At 61.1% G+C, this 22,462-nt stretch carries 16 protein-coding genes; 9 read left to right on the top strand and 7 right to left on the bottom strand.

Features of this window, described 5'->3' with window-relative positions:
* Positions 1-162: 162 nt before the first annotated feature.
* The gene (yidC, locus tag HZ994_18550) at positions 163-2,004 is read left to right on the top strand and encodes a membrane protein insertase YidC (protein QTN34235.1); all 1,842 of its coding nucleotides are present in this window, start codon (positions 163-165) and stop codon (positions 2,002-2,004) included.
* A 155-nt stretch (positions 2,005-2,159) separates the two neighbouring features.
* Here the strand turns inward: yidC and HZ994_18545 are convergent, their stop codons facing one another.
* Positions 2,160-3,578: an adenylosuccinate lyase gene (locus HZ994_18545; protein QTN34234.1), complete on the bottom strand. Its 1,419-nt coding sequence runs from the start codon at positions 3,576-3,578 to the stop codon at positions 2,160-2,162.
* Positions 3,579-3,628: 50 nt separating this feature from the next.
* Entirely contained in the window at positions 3,629-4,165 is a 537-nt protein-coding gene (locus HZ994_18540; protein QTN34233.1) for a DUF2062 domain-containing protein, read from the bottom strand.
* A 235-nt stretch (positions 4,166-4,400) separates the two neighbouring features.
* Between HZ994_18540 and HZ994_18535 the strand changes: the two genes are divergently transcribed.
* The 4 genes from HZ994_18535 (at position 4,401) to HZ994_18520 (ending at position 10,628) form a co-directional block, all read left to right on the top strand.
* Complete coding sequence (locus HZ994_18535; GenBank protein ID QTN34232.1) at positions 4,401-5,285, top strand: undecaprenyl-diphosphate phosphatase; 885 nt, start codon at positions 4,401-4,403, stop codon at positions 5,283-5,285.
* Between the two features lie 75 nt (positions 5,286-5,360).
* Positions 5,361-7,451, top strand: a complete 2,091-nt coding sequence (locus tag HZ994_18530) for a M3 family metallopeptidase (GenBank protein QTN34231.1) — start codon at positions 5,361-5,363, stop codon at positions 7,449-7,451.
* Positions 7,452-7,589: 138 nt separating this feature from the next.
* On the top strand, positions 7,590-8,672 hold the full coding sequence (gene murG / locus HZ994_18525) for an undecaprenyldiphospho-muramoylpentapeptide beta-N-acetylglucosaminyltransferase (GenBank protein ID QTN34230.1): 1,083 nt from the start codon (positions 7,590-7,592) through the stop codon (positions 8,670-8,672).
* Positions 8,673-8,681: 9 nt separating this feature from the next.
* Positions 8,682-10,628, top strand: coding sequence for a c-type cytochrome (locus HZ994_18520; GenBank protein ID QTN34229.1), 1,947 nt, complete (start codon positions 8,682-8,684; stop codon positions 10,626-10,628).
* 1 nt (position 10,629) lies between these two features.
* On the opposite strand, the gene HZ994_18515 is transcribed toward HZ994_18520, so the two are convergent.
* The 5 genes from HZ994_18515 to HZ994_18495 all read right to left on the bottom strand — a co-directional run bounded on the left by HZ994_18515 (position 10,630) and on the right by HZ994_18495 (position 17,408).
* Positions 10,630-11,064, bottom strand: a complete 435-nt coding sequence (locus HZ994_18515; protein QTN34228.1) for a hypothetical protein — start codon at positions 11,062-11,064, stop codon at positions 10,630-10,632.
* A complete protein-coding gene (locus tag HZ994_18510; GenBank protein QTN34227.1) occupies positions 11,061-12,461 on the bottom strand; it encodes an NAD(P)/FAD-dependent oxidoreductase in 1,401 nt (466 codons plus the stop codon). Before HZ994_18510 ends, HZ994_18515 begins: the two co-directional genes overlap by 4 nt.
* Positions 12,462-12,963: 502 nt before the next feature.
* Entirely contained in the window at positions 12,964-14,442 is a 1,479-nt protein-coding gene (locus HZ994_18505) for an aldehyde dehydrogenase family protein (GenBank protein QTN34226.1), read from the bottom strand.
* Positions 14,443-14,540: 98 nt separating this feature from the next.
* A complete protein-coding gene (locus tag HZ994_18500; protein ID QTN34225.1) occupies positions 14,541-15,809 on the bottom strand; it encodes a Gfo/Idh/MocA family oxidoreductase in 1,269 nt (422 codons plus the stop codon).
* 21 nt (positions 15,810-15,830) lie between these two features.
* Positions 15,831-17,408, bottom strand: a complete 1,578-nt coding sequence (locus tag HZ994_18495; GenBank protein ID QTN34224.1) for an L-serine ammonia-lyase, iron-sulfur-dependent, subunit alpha — start codon at positions 17,406-17,408, stop codon at positions 15,831-15,833.
* Between the two features lie 335 nt (positions 17,409-17,743).
* Here HZ994_18495 and HZ994_18490 point away from each other — a divergent pair, with 335 nt between their 5' ends.
* Genes HZ994_18490 through HZ994_18475 form a run of 4 tightly spaced genes read left to right on the top strand, consistent with a single transcriptional unit; the run spans position 17,744 to position 22,416 of the window.
* Positions 17,744-18,772, top strand: coding sequence for a rod shape-determining protein (locus HZ994_18490; GenBank protein ID QTN34223.1), 1,029 nt, complete (start codon positions 17,744-17,746; stop codon positions 18,770-18,772).
* A 37-nt stretch (positions 18,773-18,809) separates the two neighbouring features.
* Positions 18,810-19,616 carry a rod shape-determining protein MreC gene (locus HZ994_18485; GenBank protein ID QTN34222.1) on the top strand — a complete coding sequence of 269 codons (807 nt, stop codon included), beginning with the start codon at positions 18,810-18,812 and terminating at the stop codon, positions 19,614-19,616.
* 15 nt (positions 19,617-19,631) lie between these two features.
* Positions 19,632-20,210, top strand: a complete 579-nt coding sequence (locus HZ994_18480; GenBank protein QTN34221.1) for a hypothetical protein — start codon at positions 19,632-19,634, stop codon at positions 20,208-20,210.
* 10 nt (positions 20,211-20,220) lie between these two features.
* Complete coding sequence (locus tag HZ994_18475) at positions 20,221-22,416, top strand: hypothetical protein (protein QTN34220.1); 2,196 nt, start codon at positions 20,221-20,223, stop codon at positions 22,414-22,416.
* Positions 22,417-22,462: the final 46 nt, after the last annotated feature.

Raw genomic sequence — 22,462 nt, 5'->3', positions numbered from 1 at the left:
TTGGCGTGCGGAAAGCGTGGGCCCGCAAAGATCGCTATGCAAGGGACAAGCCGGGGGTCGGGCGTTTCCGGCGTCTTGGCAATTGACCGCAGCCCGTCCAGCACCTAATCAGCCCTACCCGGATTCCAAAACCGCCGGGCAACCAACCAATTTCCCCACCCCATGTACGACCGTAAAACCTGGATCGTCCTCGCCGTCTGCGGCGTACTGATCGCCCTTAACATCCATTTCACCCCGAAGAAAGCCCCGCCCGCGCCGAAGCCCGTTGCTGAGGACACCGGGCAAGCTGCAGCAACCGCCGGGGAGGCCGCGCTCAGCGTCGAGACCCCTCCCCCTCCCACGGAGGAGGAACTCATCGTCCTCGAGAACGAGAAAGTCGCCTTCACCCTCTCCAACATCGGCGGGGGCATCAAGTTCGCGGATCTCAAGGAGCAGAAAAACGTCGGCAGATCCTCAAAGGTGCGCATCAACATCCACGGAGCGGGCCCCATCGCGGGTTTCGTGGACGATAGGGAGAAACTCGAGAACTCCACCTACGCCTACAAGGCGGACCAATCCGTCCCCGGCGAGACCGCCGTGTTCATCGCCAAGCTGCCCACCGGCGTCATCGCCAAGAAAACCTTCTCGCTGGAAAATTCCGACATCCCCGGGAAAGGCTATTTCCTCAAGCTGGATCTCGCATTCGAATACACCGGCATCGGCGATTTCGACCTCTCCCGCTACGGACTTTTCCTGGGTTCCTCAGCGCCCCTCCACGAAAAGGAGCGGGCCGCATACACGGGCTTCTTCTGGTATTCGGACAACGAGATGCACTTTCATGCCGCGACAGGCTTCAAGGGCGGTTGGTTCTCCTCGGAAAAATCCATCATCAACAGCGAAGCGGAGGAGCAGATCCAGTACGCGGGCATCACCAACCAGTTCTTCTCCATCGTCATCCGCCCGGAGAAGGAAGCCAAGACGCTTGTCTGGGGAAAGCCGCAGACCGTATCACTCACCGAGGGTGGCAAGGAATACCCTGCCGTCCAGGCAGCCATCTCGTTGCCTGAAATCTCCCTTTCCACCGGCCAGCCCGTCAGCCTGAGCTACCGCATCTTCGTCGGCCCAAAGGCGAACACGATGCTACGCAAGCTCGACAACGCGGAAGGCGGCGGCGACGGCTGGGGCGACATGATGCAATACGGCTTCTTCAGCCCGGTGTCGCGCTTCCTAAACTGGCTACTCAACCTCCTCCACGATGGCCTGATGAAGGTTTCCTCCCACGAGTCATGGGGGCTCGCCATCATCTGCCTCACCCTCATCGTCCGCATCGCCATCTGGCCGCTCCACGCGAAATCGACCCACTCGATGAAGCGCATGTCCAAGCTCCAGCCCAAGATGAAGGAGCTGAAGGAGAAATATCCCGACGACCCCAACAAGCTCAATACCGAGATGATGGGCCTCTACCGCAAATACGGCATCAACCCCCTCGGCGGATGCCTTCCCATGCTCATCCAGATCCCTATCTTCTTCGGATTCTTCCGCATGCTCGATTACGCCGTGGAGCTCCGCAACCAGCCTTTCCTCTGGGTCGATGACCTTTCGCAGCCGGACACCGTCGCCCATTTCTTCGGCATCCCGATCAATCTTCTCCCCATCGTCATGGCCGCCACCAGCGCCATCCAGATGGCGATGATGCCCAAGACCGGCGACAAGATGCAGCAGCGCATCATGATGTTCATGCCGCTGATGTTCTTCTTCTTCTGCTACGCATACGCCTCCGCCCTCGCACTCTACTGGACCACGCAGAACATCTTCTCCATCGGACAGACCTACCTGATGAACAAGATCCCCGAGCCGGAACTCGTCGCCCGCAAGGACGGCGGCAAGAAATCCTGGGTGCAGCGGATGGCCGAAAAACAAGCCGAAATGCAGAAGCTCCAGCAGCAGCGCGGCAAATCCGGCGGCATGCGCGATGTCACCCCGGACAAGCCGAAGAAAAAGGGTCCGCCCCGCACGGGAGGCTGATGTGAACCGCAGGAGGCTCTGCACTGCTGCGGCTCTCATCCGCAGATTTCCGTCGGCTCAACGGGGTGGAAGATGGAATCCGTTCCTCTGTTCAGCACGCAGCGTCAGAGCTGGGAATGGGAATCCCATTAGTCCAAAGCCTGCGGTGCAAAGTCCTACAGAATCCCGCCCGGCGCGTAAGCCGAAGCCTCAGGCCATTTCTGCTCAAGTTTTCTGACTTCTCCGGAGAAAAAGTTCACCTGTGACTTGGCGGCGCCGACTTCCTTGTCGCCCTTTTCCAGGATCTCGCCGAGCTCGTCGCGGGATAGGCCCAGTCGGCCGTCTTCGGCAAGCCGGTCCAGCAGATTGTTCTTATCCACCGCACCCGTGCGCATGTCCGCAACCGTCGCAACCGCGTGCTCCTTGATCGCCTTGTGCGCAGTCTCCCGTCCGACCCCGCGTTTCACCGCCTCCATCATCACCGTGGTGGTCATCAGGAAAGGCAGGTAACGGGCGGTTTCCGAAGCGATCACCGCCTCGTAGGCGTCCATCTGGCCGAGGATCGTCAGATAGGTCTCGAACATGCCGTCGATGCAGAAAAAAGCATCCGGAAGCATCACGCGGCGCACTACGGAACAGCTCACATCGCCCTCGTTCCACTGGTCCCCGGCGAGACCGGCGGCCATGGCGAGGTAGCCTTTGAGGATCACGTGGAAACCGTTCACCCGCTCGCAGGAACGGGAGTTCATCTTGTGCGGCATCGCGCTCGATCCTGTCTGCCCCGGCGCGAAACCCTCGCTGGCGGTTTCGTTCCCGGCCATGAGGCGGAGGGTTTTACAAAAGGATGACGGGCCGCTCGCCAGCTCCGTGAGGATGGAGACGACCCGCAGATCCAGCGACCGCGGATACACCTGGCCCACGTTGCTCCACTGCTGCGGGATGCCTAGATGGGCGACGATGCGTTTCTCAAGCTCGGCGACTTTCTCCGCATCCCCACCGAAGAGCGAGAGCTGATCCATCTGCGTGCCGACCGCCCCTTTCAATCCACGCACGGCATAGCCGGCGATGACATCCTCCAGCATGCGGAATCCGGAAAGCAGCTCCTCCCCGAACATGGCTATGCGTTTGCCCAAAGTCGTCGGCTGGGCGGCGACATTGTGTGTCCGCGCGGTCAGCACCATCTCATCCCACTGCTCCGCACGCTCGCGCATCCCACGCAGGGCTGCGACGGTTTTGTCCCGAATCAGCAGGAGGCTCCGGAAAACCTGAAGCTGCTCCACGTTCTCCGTGAGATCGCGCGAGGTCAGCCCCTTGTGGATCTCCTCATGCCCGGCCAGCCCGTTGAACTCCTCGATCCGCGCCTTCACATCGTGGCGGGTGACCCGCTCGCGATCCATGATGGACCGCACATCCACATTGTCCTTCACCTCTTCATAGGCCGCGATGGCCTCCTCGGAAATCCCCAGCCCAAGATCCCGCTGAGCCTTCATAACCGCGATCCAATACTCCCGCTCCAACACGATACGCCCCTCCGCGGACCAGATCTTGTTCATTTCCGTGGACGAATATCTCTCTGCAAGGACGTTGGGAATCATCGCCGCCAGAAAGCCCCCGTTTCACCCGGCAAGTCCAACCAAAAATCCGCTCAATCCCCAGCCTTCCGAGAAACCGGAGGCAAGCGCCGCTTCAGCACAGGCAGATGATGCGGCATGACGGCGGAAAAAAGGTGCACCAGCGGGTAGGAAAGCAGCGCCAGTATCACCGCGGAAACGAACATTCCCAGGAACAGGTTCGCGGCATTGATCTCGCCGACTTCCGGCACGTTGAAGTGTACCTTGCGGAGGAAATGCGGCATCGGGAAATGCAGCGCGGTGATCATCCAGTTCCCCAGCCATGCCTGCGCCAGACCCAGCGGCACGTTCGTGAACACATTGGAAACCCAGCAGCCCGCCATCGCGAAGGGCACATTCACCCTGAACCGCATCGCCAGCACCGCCGCGAATAGCATCTGCAACGGAAGAATCAGGATCATCGAGAAAAACAGGCCGATCGCCAGACCCGAAGCCACCGTATCACGGCACGGCACCCAGAGCTGCCTATCGAAGAGCGGCCTGGTCATCGTCCGCCACCACGGCCTGTCGCGCAACCTGCGGTGCCGCAACATCCGGTAAGCGCTCCTCACCAATTTCAGATACCGTTCCTTCATCCTTCTCCCGCGCCCAAGCTCGCATCCCCTCCCCCGCAAGCAAACTGTAAAATAGGGAGAGCCGTCCTTTCAGGCGGCAGGATTTGGCAAAGTTCCCGATGTGCCGAGGTGGATCGCGCGGATTGCGGCACCGCCGGAAGGGCTGCTTTCCTTTCTCCATCCCAAGCCTTGCAACCCTGGCTCCAGATACCCAAACTGCCGCCACGCCCCTATGGAAATCTGGCAAGCCATCCTCCTCGGCCTCATCGAAGGCATCACCGAATATCTCCCTGTCTCCTCGACCGGCCACCTCATCGTCGCCCAGCGCCTCATGCACATCGGCACCGCCAACGGCATCGACAAGCTCGCCGCCGACTGCTTCGCCATCTGCATCCAGGGCGGAGCCATCCTCGCGGTCCTCGGCCTCTACTACAAACACGTCCTGAAAATGCTCATGGGAGTCCTCGGCCGCGATCCCGAGGGACTCAAGCTCGCCGTCGCCGTCCTTGTGGGCTTCCTCCCCGCCGCAGTCCTCGGCCTTCTCCTCAACGACATCATCGAGCAAAAGCTCTTCGGCCTCTGGCCCGTCATCTTCGCATGGGTGGCGGGCGGCTTCGCCATCCTGTGGACCGTCCGCTGGCGGAAACGCCACCCGCCCCGCGGCAACGGCCGCGACATCCTCAAGCTCGCCTGGCAGTCCGCCCTCTTCATCGGTTTCCTCCAGTGTATCGCCATGTGGCCCGGCACATCCCGCTCACTGATGACCATCTGCGGTGGCCTCATCGTCGGGCTCTCGGTGAAATCCGCCGTCGAGTATTCCTTCCTTCTCGGCGTGCTAACCCTCACCGCCGCCACCGCGAAAAAGGCCATCTGGAAACTCGGCGAAGCCGGCCCCGACTACGATGTCTGGTTCGGCGGATCCAAGCTCATGTGGGATTCCTACGGCCCCATACCTCTCATCGCAGGCATCATCGCTGCCACCATCTCCGCCGCCTTCGCCGTCAAATGGCTCGTATCCTTCCTCCAGTCCCACGGCCTCGGCATCTTCGGCTGGTACCGCATCGTCCTCGGAATCGCCATCGGCACCCTCGTCCTGACAGAAACACTACAGCCATGATGGAGAACCGCGCCTCCGGCCGGTTTCTTCGTTATGATTTTGAAATTTAGAATTCAAAATTTAGAACTTCCCCAAATGCATCCATTCCTATCCCCAGACTTCCACGTCCGCTGGTCCACACTGACCCCGGAAACCATCGTACCATCCATCACCCAAGCCCTCGCCGACGCGAAGGACGCCATCGGGAAAATCTGTTCCCAGCCAGCCTCGGAAATCACCTACGAATCGAGTTTCCTGGCCTTGGAAAACGCCACGGAAACCCTGTCGCTGGGCTGGGGCAGGCTGCAGCACCTCGATTCCGTCTCCGACAATCCCGCCCAACGCGAAGCGCTCAACAGGATGCTGCCCGCAGTCACCGATTTCTACTCCTCGCTCTCGCTCAACCCCCAACTGTTCAAGATCCTCAACACCTTTGCGGAAAGCCAAGCCGCCGCAGCCCTCCCACCCATTCACCAACGCCACATCCAGGAAACCATCGAGGATTTCAAGACCTCCGGCGCCGCCCTTCCCGATGACAAAAAAGCCCGCATCGCCGCGATCGACTCGGAACTCTCCAAGCTCACCAAACAATACTCCGAACACGTCCTCGATTCCACCAACGCATGGGAACTCGTCATCGACGACAAGGCCAAACTCGCCGGGCTACCCGAATCCGCCCTCGCCGGCGCCGCCGCCAACGCCAAGGCCAAAGGACATCCGGAGGGCAGCTATCGTTTCACACTCCAGTTCCCATCGATGTATCCCATCATGCAGCACGCGGAGGACGAGAACCTGCGCAAGACCGTCTGGGAGGCTTCGGTCAACGTAGCCGTCCACGAGCCCTACGACAATTCCTCACTTGTCTGGGAGATCCTCAAGCTCCGCCACGAAAAGGCCCAAATCCTAGGTCATGCGAATTTCGCCGACCTCACCCTCCAGCGCCGCATGGCCCGCGACGGCGAAACCGCCCTCGCCTTCGTCGAGCGGATCCACGAGCGTATCGAGACACGGTTCAAGGAGGAGGTCCGGCAACTCGCCCAATACAAGGCCACCAAGGAGGGGCGGCATCATGGCGCCCAACTACCCCAGCCTCTGGAACCATGGGAAACGGCCTACTACGCCGAGCTCCAGCGCAAGGAAAACTATGCCATAGACGACGAAGCCCTGCGCCCCTACTTCCCCGTCACCGGCGTTATGGAAGGCATGTTCGAGATCGCCACCCGCATCTTCGGAATCACCATCACCCAGCTCGAAACCATCTACTACGAACCCGGTAGCCCCCCCGACCCTGCCATGGACGGGGCAGTCGAGACCTGGCACCCGGAGGTCACATTCTACGAGATCCACGACTCGGAAACCGGGAAACACCTCGGTTCCTTCTACGCCGACTGGCACCCGCGTGAAACGAAACGCGGCGGCGCATGGATGAACTCCCTTCTCACCGGCGGCCCCGGCGAGCCCCACCTCGGCCTCATCATCGGCAACATGACCCCGCCCGTCGGCGGTAAGGACGCCCTCCTAACCCACCGCGAGGTAGAGACCATCTTCCACGAGTTCGGCCACCTTCTCCACGGCATGCTCTCCGATGTCCCGGTGAAATCCCTTTCCGGAACCAACGTCGCATGGGACTTCGTCGAGCTGCCCTCCCAGATCATGGAGAACTATTGCTGGGAGCGCGAGACACTCGATCTCTTTGCCCGCCACCACGAGACCGGCGCAACCATCCCGGAAGACCTTTTCGGGAAAATGGTAGCCGCCAAGAACTACCTCAGCGCAAGCACCTTCATGACCCAACTCGCCCACGGCAAGCTCGACCTCGAGCTCCACATCCACCTCGGCAAATACCTCGGCCGCCACCTCGATGAGGTGACCCGCGAGATCCTCGCCACCTACCGCGCTCCCGTCACCACCCCCAGCCCCTCCATGGCGCACCGCTTCAACCACCTGTTCAGCTCCCCCACCGGCTACGCCGCCGGCTACTACTCCTACAAATGGGCCGAGGTGCTAGATGCGGATGCCTTCACCCGATTCCAGAAAGAGGGAATCCTCAACCCCGAGACAGGCATGTCGTTCCGCCGGGAAATCCTGAGCAAAGGCAACTCCGCCCCCGCAGAGACCCTCTATGAGAACTTCATGTCCCGACCCGCCGACCCCACCGCTCTCCTCGCACGGGCAGGCTTGGCCTGAAGCAGTTGAGAGTTATATGCAATTTGTTGAAGAGTCTCAAACTAGGCACCTTCGCCAATAACATTTAGCAAGCAACTTCCAATCGAAACCCGATCACCGGAAATCCCCGCCCAACAGCCCCCGCTCCGCTTTCATAACATGTCTCCGAAAAAAATATTAATCGCCTGTGGGGGCACCGGCGGCCACCTCTTCCCAGGCATCGCCGTCGCTGAGTCCCTGCTTGCGCAGGGACACGAGCCGCTGCTTCTCATTTCCCAGAAGAAAATCGATTCGCAGGCATCAGCAAAATATCCGCACCTCACCTTCAGGGTGGTCCCTGCAATCGCAAAGCCCGCCACACTCTCCCCGAAGATGCTCCCTTTCCTCTGGGCGCTTTACCAATCCATCCGGACATCGAAAAAGATCATCCGTGAATTCGGTGCCGACGCCGTTCTGGGCATGGGAGGATTCACCTCGCTCCCCCCCGTCTATGCCGGGCACAAGCTCGGAAAGAAAACATTCGTCCACGATTCCAACGCCCGTCCGGGACGGGCGAACATCCTCACCTCCCGCTTCTGCACCAAGGTCTTCATCGGCCTCCAACCCGCCGCCGCCTTCTTCAAGGCACCCACCCAGCTCACCGGCACCCCCGCCCGCCCGGAAATCCTCAACCTCCCCTCCCGCGCCGATGCCGCCGCACGCTTCGGCCTCGACCCTCACAAGCAGACCATCCTCGTCACCGGCGGCTCGCAGGGTGCGCTCGGCCTCAACCAGCTCACCGCAAAGGCCGCCCCCCTTCTTCCTGAAGATATCCAGATCCTGCACATCGCCGGCCCGAACGACCGCGACCGCATCGCCTCGGAAAACCCCGTCCAGCGCCCCGGCTACAAGCTCATCGGCTTCTGCGACCAGATGCCCTCCGCCTACGCCCTGGCGGATCTCGTCATCGCCCGCTCCGGAGCATCCACCCTCACGGAAATCTCCCTCGCCGGCCTCCCTTCCATTCTCGTCCCCTACCCCTTCGCCGCCGACGACCACCAGACGGCAAACGCCAGGGTTTTCTCCGATGCCGGAGCCGCCAAACTGATCCAGCAGAAAGATCTCACCCCGGATTGCCTCGCCAAGCTCCTTATCGGCCTACTCGCCGATCCCGCCGCGCTTTCAAAAATGTCCGCCGCCGCGAAATCCCTCGCCATTTCGGATGCGCCCGAAAAAGTCACTGCCGAGATACTGAACAACTGACATAACTGCATGAAGAGCAACCTCCGAATCGCGTTCATCCTCTGCCTGGCAGCAATCGCCTCCTCCCCGCTCCCTGCCCAAACCGGCATCCATCCGCTGATGAAAATGGAGAACGTCTATCCGGAGAACGACGTTGAGCTGAAGGTTTCCGCAATGTGCTTCATGGGTGCGGATCTCTACGTGACCGTGTTCACACCGGACCGGCAGAACCAGGCGCCGTTCAGGGAGGGCGAGGTTTTCCGCATCAAGGGCTTGGGCGGAAGTGACGGCCCCATCATCGCGGAAAAGCTCATGGGCGGACTCTACGAACCAACGGCCATCGGGACTTTCTCGGGCAAGATTTACATAGGAGAGAAGGACAAGATCTCGCGGCTCGATGACAGGAACGGCGACGGAAAATTCACGGCCGATGAAAAAACCGTCCTCATCGACGGCATCTCACAGCCGAATTTCCATACCTACACCGTCGGCTTCGGGAAAATCGAACGCGACGGCAAGACCTACCTCGCGGGAAACCTGACGACATCGATCAAGATCGGGGGCGCGCGCGAATACAATGTGACGGTGAACCCCAAGACCCACCGCGGCTCATCCTTCATGCTCGGCCCCATCACGGGTTCGGAAACGGCGGAGGACGTCGATATCGAATACCTCGCCGGCGGCTACCGCACACCCAACGGATTCACAGTGGCATCCGACGGAAGCCCCATCGTTGTCGACAACCAAGGTGTCTTCAACCCGTCCAATGAATTCATCCGAATCACCAGGGGCGGCTTCTACGGCCATTTCCTGATGAAACGCGACGATTCGAACGTCGCCGCCTTCCAGCCGGACGAGGTGGATTCCTTGGTCGGAGGTTCGAAATACCAGCTCCCGCCCACCGTCCACATGCCGCAGGGATCGGTGGCCCGCTCGCCCGCCCAGCCGATGGAGCTCAAAGGCCTCGAAGGCGAACTATCCGCCTACAACGGCCAGTTCCTCGTGCCGGATGTCACCAAGGGAACGATGACCCGGATCTTCACGGAAAAGGTCGGCGAAGTGTGGCAGGGTGCCGTTTTCAATCACTCCGCAGGCTACGACAAGGCGGGGGTGAACGGCTTCACCGCCGGCCCGAACCGCCTGATCGGGGGCCCCGATGGGAAATACTACATCGGCGGCATCGGCCACGGCGGCCTGTGGCGCATCCAGGGCGTGCCCGGCGAGCCTTACACCGGGCTCCAGCGGCTTTCATTCAGGGAAACACTCCCGGAATCGTTCAACGAAATGGTGGCCGTGCGGGACACCAAGGAAGGGCTGGAAATCGAGTTTTTCCGGCCTCTGGAATCCGCGCCGGAAGCGGGGAAACTTTCCATACGCCAATGGACCTACATCCCGACGAACGGTTACGGCGGCCCGGATGTCGGGATGGAAACACTTGCACCGAAGTCCATGGCTTTGTCCGAAGACGGGAAACGCCTGTCCATCGCCATCGATGGTCTCCGTGACAACTCGCCCCCTTTCGTGACCCGCAAGGAGTATTCGAACGAGAATGTCGGCTGGGTCGTGAACCTGCGTATCGAGGATGCGTCCCTTTGGGCGAACGAGGCCTGGTACACGATGAACAAGCACCTGGGCCAGACATCCCAGCGCCCCGTTGGCATCGATGCGGCGCTGGCCACCAGGCAACCAATCAAATACGCGGAGGCGGTTCATGCCGCGGTTTGCTCAGCCTGCCATGCCATCGACGGGCAACAGCTTGTCGGCCCCAATTTCAAAGGTCTGTTCGGACGCAAGCAGAAGGTGACCCACCGCGACGGCAAGACATCAGATGTCACCGTGGATGAGGGTTACATCATCAGATCCATCCTCGATCCCACGGCCATGTATCCCGTCGGGTTTCCCCCCGCCATGCCGGATCCCGGGCTATCCGAGGATGAAGCAGGAGCGATCGCGAAATGGATCAAGACGCTGAAGTGAACTACCTGATCGATATGACCTCGATCGATTTGTCGCCTCTCAGGTTTGCTTCGTCGGCAAGGCCCGTCTTGCTGAGCATGAGGTAGGTCGGTTCGCCCGCCTTTTTCCGGATTCTCAAGTCCTTGCGCACGGTCATGTAATTCAGATGATAGGAGGTTCCGAAACGCCTCCCATTGACGGCTCCCACCGCCAGGGTCCCGCTATTCGGCTTGTCGCTTCGCACCGCCTGGAGCCAGACAAAGTAATCGCCCTTCACCCCATCCGGGAAAGGGAGAGGCCGGTGTTTCACCTCCAGCCCGCTCTGGCCCGATGCTTCCAGCTTCTTCGCCCCGGCTTCCAGGTCGTAGGCCAGGCGCGTTGCCGCATCTGTAATGAGGATGCAACTGGATTGCGATGCCAGCACGGCCACGGCTGCGATTGTATGGATGATTTTCATGGTTTTGACTTCCCCAGTTCCTCCGCCAATTCCTCCAGCGGGTAGCTCCAGATTTCGCTGAGGGTGGGGTGATACCAGTGGACCTTGAGCAAGTCCGCCGGGGTCGCGCCGAGGGTGATGGCGACGGCCATGGCGTGGATGAGCTCCCCGGCATCCTTGCCGACGCATTCCGCTCCGATCAACTTGCCGCTGTCGCGATCCGCCCAGGCTTTCACGTATCCGTATTTCGCGTCCATGAGGATGGATTTCCCGTGGTCGTCGAAGGGGTAGTCCGCGACCACCGTGCGGATGCCCTTTGCCTCGGCCTCCTCCAGGGGAATCCCCGCACCGGCGATCTGCGGATCGGTGAAGACGACGCCCGTCCTGCCATCGTAGTTCACCGGGTTCGGGCATTTTCCGGCGGCATGTTGCGCGGCGACCTCACCCTGCATGATCGCGATGTGGACGATCTCATGCGGCCCGGTGACATCGCCTGCGGCATAAATGCGCGGGTTGGCGGTCCGCTGCATGCCATCGACCTCGATATGCCCGGACTTCCTTGTCTTCACCCCGGCGTTTTCCAGTTTCAGGCCGGAGACATTGGGCTTCCTGCCGAGCGCGTTGAAGAGATGGGCGGCGCGGGCTTCCCGAGCTTCCCCGCCCTGGCGGAAACGGACGACGAACTCGCCGCCTTCCTGTGCGACGCTTTCCAGCGCGGTGTCCGTATGAAGCTCGATGCCCTCGTCGCGGAACGCCTGCATGACAACCTTTGCCGCATCCTCCGACGTCTCCCTGAGGATGATGGGGCTGCGCTGGATCTGGATGACTTTTGATCCCGCCCTGTTCAGGAATTGCGCGAGCTCGCAGGCCACGATGCCGCCGCCGAGGACGATGACAGACTCCGGCAGGAAATCGAGATCCAGCACATCATCGCTCGTCCAGTGCGGAGTTTCCCGGAGGCCGGGGATGTCCGGCGTGTTGACCACGGAACCCGTCGCGATCATGAAATGATCCGCCGTGATCCGTTGTCCGGAATTGGCAAGATCCACCGTTTTTTCATCCACGAAAAACGCCCGGTCGCGGATGAGGTGAAAGCGATCCGATTCGAGCTGCTCACGCCGGTAGGAAGTGAAATCGCCGATGACATCGAGTTTGCGCTGATGAAGCGCGGCCATATCCATCTCCGCACCGGAGATATTCAGCCCGAATTTTTTCCCCTCCTTGGCAAGGTGCAGCACCTCTGCGGAATAGATCAGGGTCTTCGAAGGCATGCACCCGCGCAGGATGCACAAGCCTCCGAGTTCCTCCGCGTCCTCGATGATGGCGACGTTTCCGAACGTCTCCCTTGCCGTCCGCGCCGCCGCATACCCGGCGCTGCCGCCACCGATAACCACGTAGTCGAAATGCTTTGTTTCCATGCCCCAGACTACCTAGCAGCCATGGCATGACAAACACGTATCGGGCAGGCCAAACCGGACTGACCCACACCTACGGTCACCTCGTTTTGCATTTTCACCGCGAATTCACGCGAATGAAGAGAAGAAATTCGAACCGCTGAGACGCAGAGTGCGCCAAGGAAGAACTCCCAAAGCGAAGCTGGAATGGGCATTGTCCGAGAGCGGGAATTTTTAAGCATGCTTTCCGGGATCCGCGTCCATTGGCGTGGAATCGCGGTTCCTTGATAAAAAAGAGTTTCCCAAAAACCAAACCTTCCCAGGATTGACAGCAATGTCGTTCTCGACGTCGTCACCGAAGATCCGATCTGGGCCGACTGGTCGGACGAGGCGATCACCCGCACCAAACGGGCGGACACGCGGAAGCCCTCGGCATCCCCATCCTCACCCGGGACACCGCCCCCTATCAGACCTACTTCCCGAAGGTGGAATTGATCTGTCCCGAAGCGAAATGACGTGGGGATCCCTAGCCCAACTCCGCATACTCCAACAAGCCCTGCCGCCCGCCCTCGCGGCCGAAGCCGGACTCCTTGAAGCCGCCGAAGGGCGATGTGGGGTCGAACTTGTTGAAGGAGTTCCCCCATACCACGCCTGCTTTCAACTGCGAGGCTACCTGTAGATATTTCGATCCCTTGTCCGTCCAAACCCCGGCGCTGAGGCCGTAGGCGGTGTTGTTCGCCTTTTCCACCGCCTCTTCCGGCGTGCGGAAGGTGAGCACGGAAAGCACGGGGCCGAAGATCTCTTCCTTCACTACGCGGTGGCTCTGGGTGACAGCGCCAAGCAGAGTTGGGGCGAAGTAAAAACCTTTCTTCGGCAGCTTGCATTCCGGTTGGAAAATTTCGGCGCCTTCCTTCACTCCATCGCCGACCAGTTCGGTGATGCGCTCCCATTGGCGCTTGGAATTGATCGCGCCGATGTCGGTATTCTTGTCTAACGGATCGCCGACTTTCAGGGTCTTCATCCGCAGCTTCAGCTTGCGCATCACCTCGCTTTCGATGCTTTCCTGCACGAGCAGGCGTGAGCCCGCGCAGCAGACGTGGCCTTGGTTGAAGAAGATCCCGTTGATGATTCCCTCCACCGCCTGGTCGATGGCGGCGTCTTCGAAAACGATGTTCGCGCCCTTGCCGCCCAGTTCAAGCGTCAGGCGTTTCCCGGTGCCTGCGAGTTCCCGCTGGATCCATTTCCCGACACCCGTCGAGCCGGTGAAGGCGATCTTCGCCGCCGTGGGATGTTTAACGATGGCACCGCCCGTTTCGCCGAAGCCGGTGACGATGTTGACCACGCCGGGAGGCAAGCCCGCATCGAGGATCAGTTCAGCGAATTTCAATGCGGTCACCGAAGTGCTCTCCGCCGGTTTCAGCACCACTGTGTTTCCCAGTGCGAGGGCAGGCGCGAGTTTCCACGCCAGCATCAGCAGCGGAAAGTTCCACGGGATCACCTGCCCGACGACGCCGAGCGCCTTGAGGTCTTTTCCGGGGGCTGCGTAGGAAAGCTTGTCCGCCCAACCCGCGTGGTAAAAGAAATGCGCAGCCGCCATCGGGACATCGAAATCGCGAGCCTCCTTGATCGGCTTTCCTCCATCGATCGTTTCCGCCACAGCGAACTCCCGCGCCCTGTCCTGCAGCAGCCGCGCCAACCGGTAGAGATATTTCCCGCGCTCCGCGCCCGGCAATTTCGACCAGGCGGGGAAGGCTTTCGCCGCCGCGGCATAGGCTGCATCCACATCCGCCGCATTCGCCAGGGCGATCTCGGAAACCTTTTCCTCGTTCCGCGGGCTGATCGAGTCGAACCACTTCTTGGACTTCGGATCGACGAATTTTCCGCCGATGAAAAGCTTGTAGCGATCCGCGATCTCCGCCGGAGCCGACTCCGGGGCGGGATCGAACTCCCACAGATCCCCGAACAATAGTTCCCTGGCCACCGGCTTTCTGGTCTTCGCGCTCATCGGGTTCACTTTCCTACCGCGCATCCGGCTTGGCGAGTAGAAATCGGATTCCGCCTTCCATCGGTGACGATGACCGCACAACGCGAAACGCCCCCGGATCACACGCCGATTTCCCACGGCTCGCGCATGGGCTGGTCCATCAGCGCGTTGGCGGCGGGATCATCAAACTTGAGCGCCTTGGAGTCGAACCTGAGGTTCTTGTTGAGGCGGTGTGCTGTGACACCCATGTTGACGATGGTGCAGGACCAGAAGCCGTTCTGCTCGTTGAGCGCGAATTTTTTCCGGGTGCGGACGCATTCATGGAAATCGGTTTCCTGGGCACGGGGCTCCGGCAGGGCGGCGACCTTTTTCTCGAAATCCGGTATGTCGGATTTGAAACCACGGTAGATTTTCCCCTTCGGCCCCTCGATGTAGGCGGCTTCCTTGTCCTTGTTCTCGCCGTCGAGGACAATCTTGCAGCCGTCTGCGTAGGTGAATTCCATCCGCCGCCATGTCCCGACGGCCTCCGCGTCCTGCGGGTCGGCATCGATTTCCACGGAGACGGGCGCCTCTGCGTCCTTGCCTAACAGATATTGGACGGGATCGAGGTAATGCTGGCCCATGTCGCCGAGGCCGCCGCCGTCGTAGTCCCAGTAGCCGCGGAACTTCGCGTGGACACGCTGGCTGTTGTAGGGCTTCTTCGGGGCAGGCCCAAGCCACAGGTCGTAGTCGAGCTCCGGCGGGACGGGCTCGGGCGGGAGGCCGGGTTTTCCTGCCCAGGTATTGAGCTTCCAGTCGAAGCCGGTCACGCCGGAAACGGTAACCTTGAGCGGCCAGCCGAGCATGTCCGCATCGACGGCTTTTTTCAGGGAAGAAACGGGGGTACCCATGCCGTAGAAATTGTCCTTGAAGCGGAACCATGTGTTCAGGCGGAAGATTCGGTTCTGAGCCTCGACTGCCTTCACCATGGCGAGACCTTCGCCGATGGTGCGGCTCATCGGCTTCTCGCACCAGATGTCCTTGCCCGCCTTGGCGGCCTCGATGGCCATGATGGCGTGCCAGTGAGGCGGGGTGGCGATGTGGACGATATCGATGTCATCGCGGGCGATGAGTTTGCGGAAATCGGAATAGCCGGTGATGCCCGCTTCCTCTCCGCCGGACTGCTTCATCCGCTGCGAGAGATGCCCGGTGTCCACATCGCAGAGCGCGAGCAGCTTCCCGGGCATCTTGAGGTGCTGGGCGCTGATGCCTCCGCAGCCGATGATGCCTTTGGTGAGTTCCTCCGAGGGCGGGGTCTGGCCGTTGAGGCCGAGAACGCGGCTCGGGACGAATTGCACTGTCGCCATCGCGGCGATTGTCTTGAGTGCCTGGCGGCGGGTGGAGTCCATGGATTCTGTTAGGAAAAGCTTTCAGCAGCCGCAACCCGAGCCACAGGAGGCGGCACGGCGTTCGGCGAGTTTTTTCTCAAGGGCGATCGCTGTCGGGGTGATGGAGAGTCCGCCGAGATTCGTGCAGCGGACTTCGCGCGGCATCTGCTTGGCCACCTGCTTCGCGGTCTCGATGACCTCGTCGAGCGGGATCACCTGGTCGAAGCCGGCGAGCGCCATGTTTGCGCAGGAAAGGGCGTTGGCGGCCGCCATCACATTCTTGCCGAGGCAGGGCGCCTCGACGCGGTTCGCGATGGGATCGCAGATCAGGCCTATCATGCTTTGGAAAGCCATGGAAGATGCGGCGACCGCCTGATCCAGAGGGCCGCCTGCCAAGGTGACGAGCGCCGCCGCCGCCATGCTTGCCGCAGAACCGCCCTCCGCCTGGCAACCGCCGACCTCCGCCGCAAAGGTCCAGCGGGTGGCGATGAAGACCCCGATGATTCCGCTGGCGAGGAGGGCTTTTGCCATTTCGTCCTCACCGAGCCCCATGCTCTCAGCCATCGCCACGACGGCTCCGGGCAGTGCGGCGCAGGCACCGGCGGTGGGCGCTGCGATGATGACACCCATCGAGCTTTTCACCTCCATCAAAGCGGTGACATAGAGGATGATGCGGTTGAGGGCGCCGCCATCCAGCAATTTCCCGTCGCGCATCAACTCATCGAAACGCCCGCACTGGTGGCCAAGCACGCGGTCATCGTATTCCGTGCCGGCGATGCCTTGGGCGATGGATCGGCGGACGATTTTGACGATCCTGACCATCTTCGCGATGACCTCTTCCTCGGTGAGGCCGCCGCGCGCCATCTCATAGTTCACCGCCAGTTTCCACAACGGGGTGCCCTTGCCCGCGTCGTGGACGAGCATTTCCTCGCAGGTGGTGTAGGGAACCGCCGTGTCCTTGCGCGACATCACGGGAAGCACGGGCGAAAGGCGCTTCACGCAGGTGACGCCGGGCATCTTGGAAAGGATTTCTTCGCCAACGAATGACGGAGCCTTCACCTCGAACATACGCCGCCCTCCGGACTTATGGAGGATGATTTCATCCGCCTCAAAATTCGCCATGATCCCCGCAACCACCTCGTCTTCTTTGCCATCGGCCCAGATCAGGGTCTCGTGGCAATCGCCGAACATGGAGACGCTGAAGCCGTCGATGTCGATCACCTCCATCATTCCGCCGCCCGTGGAAATGGCGCGCAATGTATGCACTTCCTGATCACTGCGAAGAGTGAGCCGATAGGTGTTCGGATGCGGATCCCCGGCTTCCACCGTCTCTATGGAGATGCGCACCCCTGTATCGCCGAGCGTCCGCATGGAGCCGGGAAGCCGTTCGTCATCAGCATCCCAGCCCATCAGTCCGCCGAAAAGCCCCATGTCGGAGCCTTGGGTGTCGTGGGTGGTCGGCAGCGAGCCCTCGCGGTCAAACTCGACGAGGACATCGGTGAAATCGCAATCCATCAGCTCACGTGCCAGGCGTCCGATCCGTAGCGCGGCGGCGCAGTGGGAACTCGACGGCCCGCGCATCACGGGGCCGATCACGTCATTGAAAATGCTTACGATCATCAGAAGGTGCGGTAATAGAGAGGGGCAAGATGTTCGGAAATGGCGGAAAGTCGAGAGCAAGGTAGATTATCGTTATCGGATTTCAACCCACTTGGCAGCCGGAACCCACCACAGCTCCCGCCGTGGAACATTGGAAGCAATTATGTGGAACGTTGTTTCCGGCTTGACGGCCCCCTGCTGCGCTCCGATTCTCCCCTTCTTCCGCAGGGCTTTGCCAGCGACCTCTCGAAATCCGCGCGTGCGGCACGAAACCCGGGTCGGCAGGGCACACGGGAGAATCGTAATTTTCCATTTCAAACCGTTCATTACCAAACCTTTCCACCAACAAGCCTTTCATGTTCAAAAATCTTTTCGGAAACATGTTTTCCAGCGACATCGGGATCGACCTCGGCACCGCGAACACCCTTATCAATGTCAAAGACCATGGAATCGTCCTGCGCGAGCCCTCCGTGGTCGCCGTGAAAGCCGGAACCAATGAGGTTCTGGCGGTCGGCGACGACGCAAAACGCATGTTGGGACGCACCCCTGGCAATATCGTCGCCATCCGCCCGCTCAAGGACGGGGTCATCGCCGATTTCGAGGTCACGGAGGCAATGCTCCGGCATTTCATCAAGAAGGTGAACAAGGGTCGCCGCTCCAACCCGCGCGTGCTCATCGCCATCCCATCCGGCATCACCGAGGTGGAGCGCCGCGCCGTGCGCGAATCCGCCGAGCAGGCCGGCGCCCGCGAGGTCTATCTCATCGAGGAACCTATGGCCGCCGCGATCGGCGTGGGCCTGCCGGTGCAGGAGGCTTCCGGAAACATGATCGTCGACATCGGCGGCGGCACCACCGAGGTCGCCCTGATCTCCCTTTCCGGCATCGTCTATGCCCGCTCCGTCCGCACCGCCGGGGACGAGTTGGACGAATCCATCATCCAATACATGAAGCGCGCCTACAACCTGATGATCGGTGAGCGCACTTCCGAGGAAATCAAGATCCGCCTGGGCTCCGCAGCACCTCTCCCCAAGGAGATGACCATGGAGGTCAAGGGCCGCGATCTCGTCGCAGGCCTTCCGAAAACCATCACCATCACCTCGCAGGAAATCCGCGAGGCAATGGCGGATCCTCTCAACACCATCGTGGACGCAGTCCGCACAACCCTTGAACGCTGCCCTCCGGAGCTTGCCGCCGACCTTGTCGACCGCGGCATCGTGCTGGCCGGTGGCGGCGCCCTGCTCAAGGGGCTCGACCGTCTTCTCCGTGAGGAAACCGGACTTCCCGTCCACGTCGCCGAGGATCCCCTCAGCGCAGTGGCGGAGGGAACCGGCAAGGCGCTCCAGGAACTTGCACTCCTGAAGCGCGTCACGAACACCGACCGCTGAGCCCCGGAGGCTCCCCGCAGGGGGAATCCCAACGGCCATGAAACCGCTCAACCTGATCGCATTGCTTCTCTTCCTCGCGGGAGCGACATGGGCGCTTACGCGCAGCGAGACCGTCGTGCGCGAAATCCAGGTCGCCTATTTCAAGGCCATCTCCCCCACCCTCAAATCCGGATCGGCACTCGAAACGAAAGCCCGTGCGCTGCTAACGGAAACGAAGCACTCGAAGGAACTCGAGGCGGAGCTTTCCACGATACGCGGCGAGATCGGGCGGCTGCGCATCATCGAGTCCCGCTTCAAGGCGCTGGAACGCGAGAACTCCGAGCTCCGCCATGCCCTGGATTTCAAGAAAGCGACGAACTTCGATGTCGTCGCCGCACAGATCATACGCCGCCACCCGACGACGTGGTGGCAGACCATGGAGATCGATGCGGGGGAAGACCGCGGCATCGGCATCCAGCTTTCCGTGCTTTCCAACGACGGCCTCGTCGGCATCATCGACCGCCCCTTCAAGCAACGCTCATCCGTGCTCCTCATCACCGACGAGAAATGCCAGGTCTCCGTCCGCGTCGAGGGATCGCCCGAGGTAGGCATCCTCAGCGGTCAGCGCGGCGAGTTCGACCGCAACCCGCTGCTGCGCCTCCGTTTCCTCTCGAAGAACGCCTCCCTCAAGCCCGGCCAGCGCGTCTTCACCACCGGTCGAGGCGGGATCTTCCAGCCGAACATCCTCGTCGGCAGCATCGTCTCCATCGAGAGGGGTGCGCTTGATTCCGAGGCGCTGGTCAAGCCCGCCGTCGATCTCAGCGATCTCGGCACAGTCTTCGTCGTCCTTTCGGAAAACCACTGAACCTCCCGGAAAACCTTGCTCCGATACAACGTCAGCACCATCCTCCTGCTACTCGCCGCATTCATGGTGCAGCAGTTCGTGCCCGCGCTCACCGGCCTGAGCCATGCCCGCATCCTCCTCGTCCACCTCGTTTTCCTGTGCGCCGCAGTGACGGTCGCCACGCCGACGATGCTAGTGCTCGCCTTCATCGGCGGCATCCTGTGGGATGCCCACACATCGCTTGCCCCCATGATAGCGGATCCTGAGGTATACACCCAGCCGGTGGAATCCCTGCGTTTCGGCTATTCCATCCTGCTTTTCGGAGCCATGGGCTTCCTGATGCAGGGGCTCAACCCCCTTTTCCGCCAAGGGAAATGGCATTTCTCCGCAGCCCTCACCGGCATCGCCACCTTCCTCTACCTCGCCGCAGACTACTGCCTGATCTCCTTCGTCCGGGGCGATTTCGTCATCAGCCGCTCCATCATCCGGCTGATGTCCTACACTTCGCTGCTTACCATGCTGTTTTCACCCCTCATCTTCTGGCTGCTCTTCCTGCTTGCAAAAGCCTTCGGCCACTCGCTCTATCCGGAAGCGGGAAAAAACCGCAAACGCTGACACGACAACCATGGAACCTCGCTTCAGACTCAGGCTCTACCTGCTGACCGCCCTCATCCTCGTGGGTTTCGGCACCCTGTTGTCCCGGCTCCATGAATTCCAGATCGAGCGGCAGGCGGAATTCCTCGCCCAGGTGCCGGGGAACCGCACCGTCACCGTCCGCGAGCCGGGGATACGCGGCGAGATCACGGACCGCAACGGCATCCCCCTCGCCCGCAACCTCAGGAATTACGTCGTATCCTTCAACCTCGATGAGATCGCCGCAGCCTACCGGCTCCAGCACGACGAAAGCCCCACCCTCGATCGCCTCACCACCCAGAACGGCCTGCCCAGGAAACGCTCGGAAAAGGATATCGTCGCCATCGTGAACCAATGGACGATCAAGCCGCTCCAGGAGCTCGGAATGGCGAAAAACTACAACGCCGCCGCCCTCCGCACCCACTACCTCACCCACGGCGGATTGGTGCCTTTCACCTACCGCGCGGATCTCACCTATGAGGATTTTTCCCGCCTTGCGGAGAGGAACCTCGAGTTCCCCGGTGTCACCCTAAGCATTCGCCCGCAGCGCCAGTACGCCTACGGCACCCTCGCCTCCCATGTTCTCGGCTACCTGAAGCAATGGGAAAAAGGGGAGATCACCTCTGCGGAAAAACGCGAATTCGACCACTATGTCGGCGACGAAAAAGGCATCGCAGGCATCGAGGCCACCATGGACAGATACCTCCGCGGCCCGGAAGGGCGCAAGACGGTGCTCAAGGACGAGAAAGGCCGCACCATGGGAATACTCGACTACACCAGGCCGGGCATCGGCGCGGAAGTCCAGCTGGCCATCGACGCCCGTATCCAGTTTCTGCTAGAAAACACGCTCCGCCGTGCAGGGCGCGCCGCCGGGGTGGTCATGGACGTCCGCACCGGCGAGGTGCTCGCCATGGCCTCCGTCCCGGATTACGATCCCAACGCCTTCATCCCATCCATCTCCCGCGAGAAATTCATTTCCTACAACTCCAACAAGCAGCTATCCCCCTTCACCAACCGGGCCATCACATCCTTCACGCCCGGTTCCACCATGAAAATCCCCACCGCCATCGCCGGTGCAGTCCAGGGCATGGCGACGCGGAATTTCACCTGCGACGGCTTCGTCATGTATGGCAAGCACCCTGTAGGCTGCTGGCTGTGGAACCAATCCAAGGGCAGGCATGGCTCCATCAGCCTGCCCAAGGCCATCCAGCAATCCTGCAACCCCTACTTCAACCGCCTCGCCAACACCATGGGCTCCAAAGCCATGGTGGACGGCTTCTCCATGGTCGGCCTTGGCAAGAAAACCGGGATCGAGCTGCCCAATGAGGATCCCGGCATCCTTCCCGGCTCCCGCCAATGGCGTGCGGCGCTTCCCGGCGCGGTCATGACGCCCGCACTCACCGCATTCCTCTCCATCGGCCAAGGCGACACCATGGCCAGCCCCATCCAGCTCGCCGCCATGACCGCCACCGTCGCCAACGGCGGAAAATACTTCAGGCCCAGGATCGTCCGCAAGGTCACCGCAGAGGACGGCACCGTCCTTGTCCCTGACCATCCGGAACTCGTCATCGACCTGCTCCGCTCCGGCGTGAAGGAAACCGATATCGAGCTGGTGCGCAAAGGCATGTGGATGGCCGTCAACGAGGCCGGCGGAACGGCCGGAAAAGTCCGCATGGATGATGTGGAGATCGCCGCCAAGACCGGCACCGCCCAGACCGTGGACAACGGCCAGAAGTCCAATAACTCCTGGGTCATCTCCTTCGCCCCCTTCGATGAGCCGCGCTATGCCGTCGTCATCATGTCGCAGGCGGCCGGCTCCGGCGGCGGTGTCTGCGGCCCGCTTACCAAGATCGTTTACACGGGTCTCTTCGCTAAGGAGCAGGGCATGAGGCTACCGCTCAAGCCACAGACCGAATACAAGGGAAACCTGGAATTCATAAAGGCCATCGAGCCGCCCGAGGACATCCTCGCGGCCATTGAGGCCTCGGAAATCCCAGTCGCACCTCCCGGCGCCACCCCAGACGCAGATCCCGATGAAATCGGAGAAACCGGCAACGAGGTCGGCGAGGTGCTACCCGAGCTGCCAACCGGCACCCTCCCCACCGAAATCTCTCCCAAACCAACAATCACCCAGGAAACGGACCGTGAAGGTCAAGTGATCCCGCGTGCCACACCCATCGAGGAGTGAACCGTTTCCAAAATACCAGAACCATAATTTCCAACCAACACACATC

The organism is Akkermansiaceae bacterium (assembly GCA_017798145.1).
Classification (GTDB): Bacteria; Verrucomicrobiota; Verrucomicrobiia; order Verrucomicrobiales; family Akkermansiaceae; genus Luteolibacter.
This window is presented reverse-complemented; position numbering and strand designations above follow the sequence as displayed.

Bases quoted from the DNA above. Each gene is read 5' to 3' on its own strand.
- HZ994_18530 (QTN34231.1), top strand. From the start codon at position 5,361: ATGCATCCATTCCTATCCCCAGACTTCCACGTCCGCTGGTCCACACTG.
- HZ994_18545 (QTN34234.1), bottom strand. From the start codon at position 3,578: ATGATTCCCAACGTCCTTGCAGAGAGATATTCGTCCACGGAAATGAAC.
- HZ994_18505 (QTN34226.1), bottom strand. From the start codon at position 14,442: ATGAGCGCGAAGACCAGAAAGCCGGTGGCCAGGGAACTATTGTTCGGG.
- murG (QTN34230.1), top strand. From the start codon at position 7,590: ATGTCTCCGAAAAAAATATTAATCGCCTGTGGGGGCACCGGCGGCCAC.
- HZ994_18500 (QTN34225.1), bottom strand. From the start codon at position 15,809: ATGGACTCCACCCGCCGCCAGGCACTCAAGACAATCGCCGCGATGGCG.
- HZ994_18485 (QTN34222.1), top strand. From the start codon at position 18,810: ATGAAACCGCTCAACCTGATCGCATTGCTTCTCTTCCTCGCGGGAGCG.
- HZ994_18535 (QTN34232.1), top strand. From the start codon at position 4,401: ATGGAAATCTGGCAAGCCATCCTCCTCGGCCTCATCGAAGGCATCACC.
- HZ994_18495 (QTN34224.1), bottom strand. From the start codon at position 17,408: ATGATCGTAAGCATTTTCAATGACGTGATCGGCCCCGTGATGCGCGGG.
- HZ994_18510 (QTN34227.1), bottom strand. From the start codon at position 12,461: ATGGAAACAAAGCATTTCGACTACGTGGTTATCGGTGGCGGCAGCGCC.
- HZ994_18515 (QTN34228.1), bottom strand. From the start codon at position 11,064: ATGAAAATCATCCATACAATCGCAGCCGTGGCCGTGCTGGCATCGCAA.
- HZ994_18520 (QTN34229.1), top strand. From the start codon at position 8,682: ATGAAGAGCAACCTCCGAATCGCGTTCATCCTCTGCCTGGCAGCAATC.
- yidC (QTN34235.1), top strand. From the start codon at position 163: ATGTACGACCGTAAAACCTGGATCGTCCTCGCCGTCTGCGGCGTACTG.
- HZ994_18490 (QTN34223.1), top strand. From the start codon at position 17,744: ATGTTCAAAAATCTTTTCGGAAACATGTTTTCCAGCGACATCGGGATC.
- HZ994_18475 (QTN34220.1), top strand. From the start codon at position 20,221: ATGGAACCTCGCTTCAGACTCAGGCTCTACCTGCTGACCGCCCTCATC.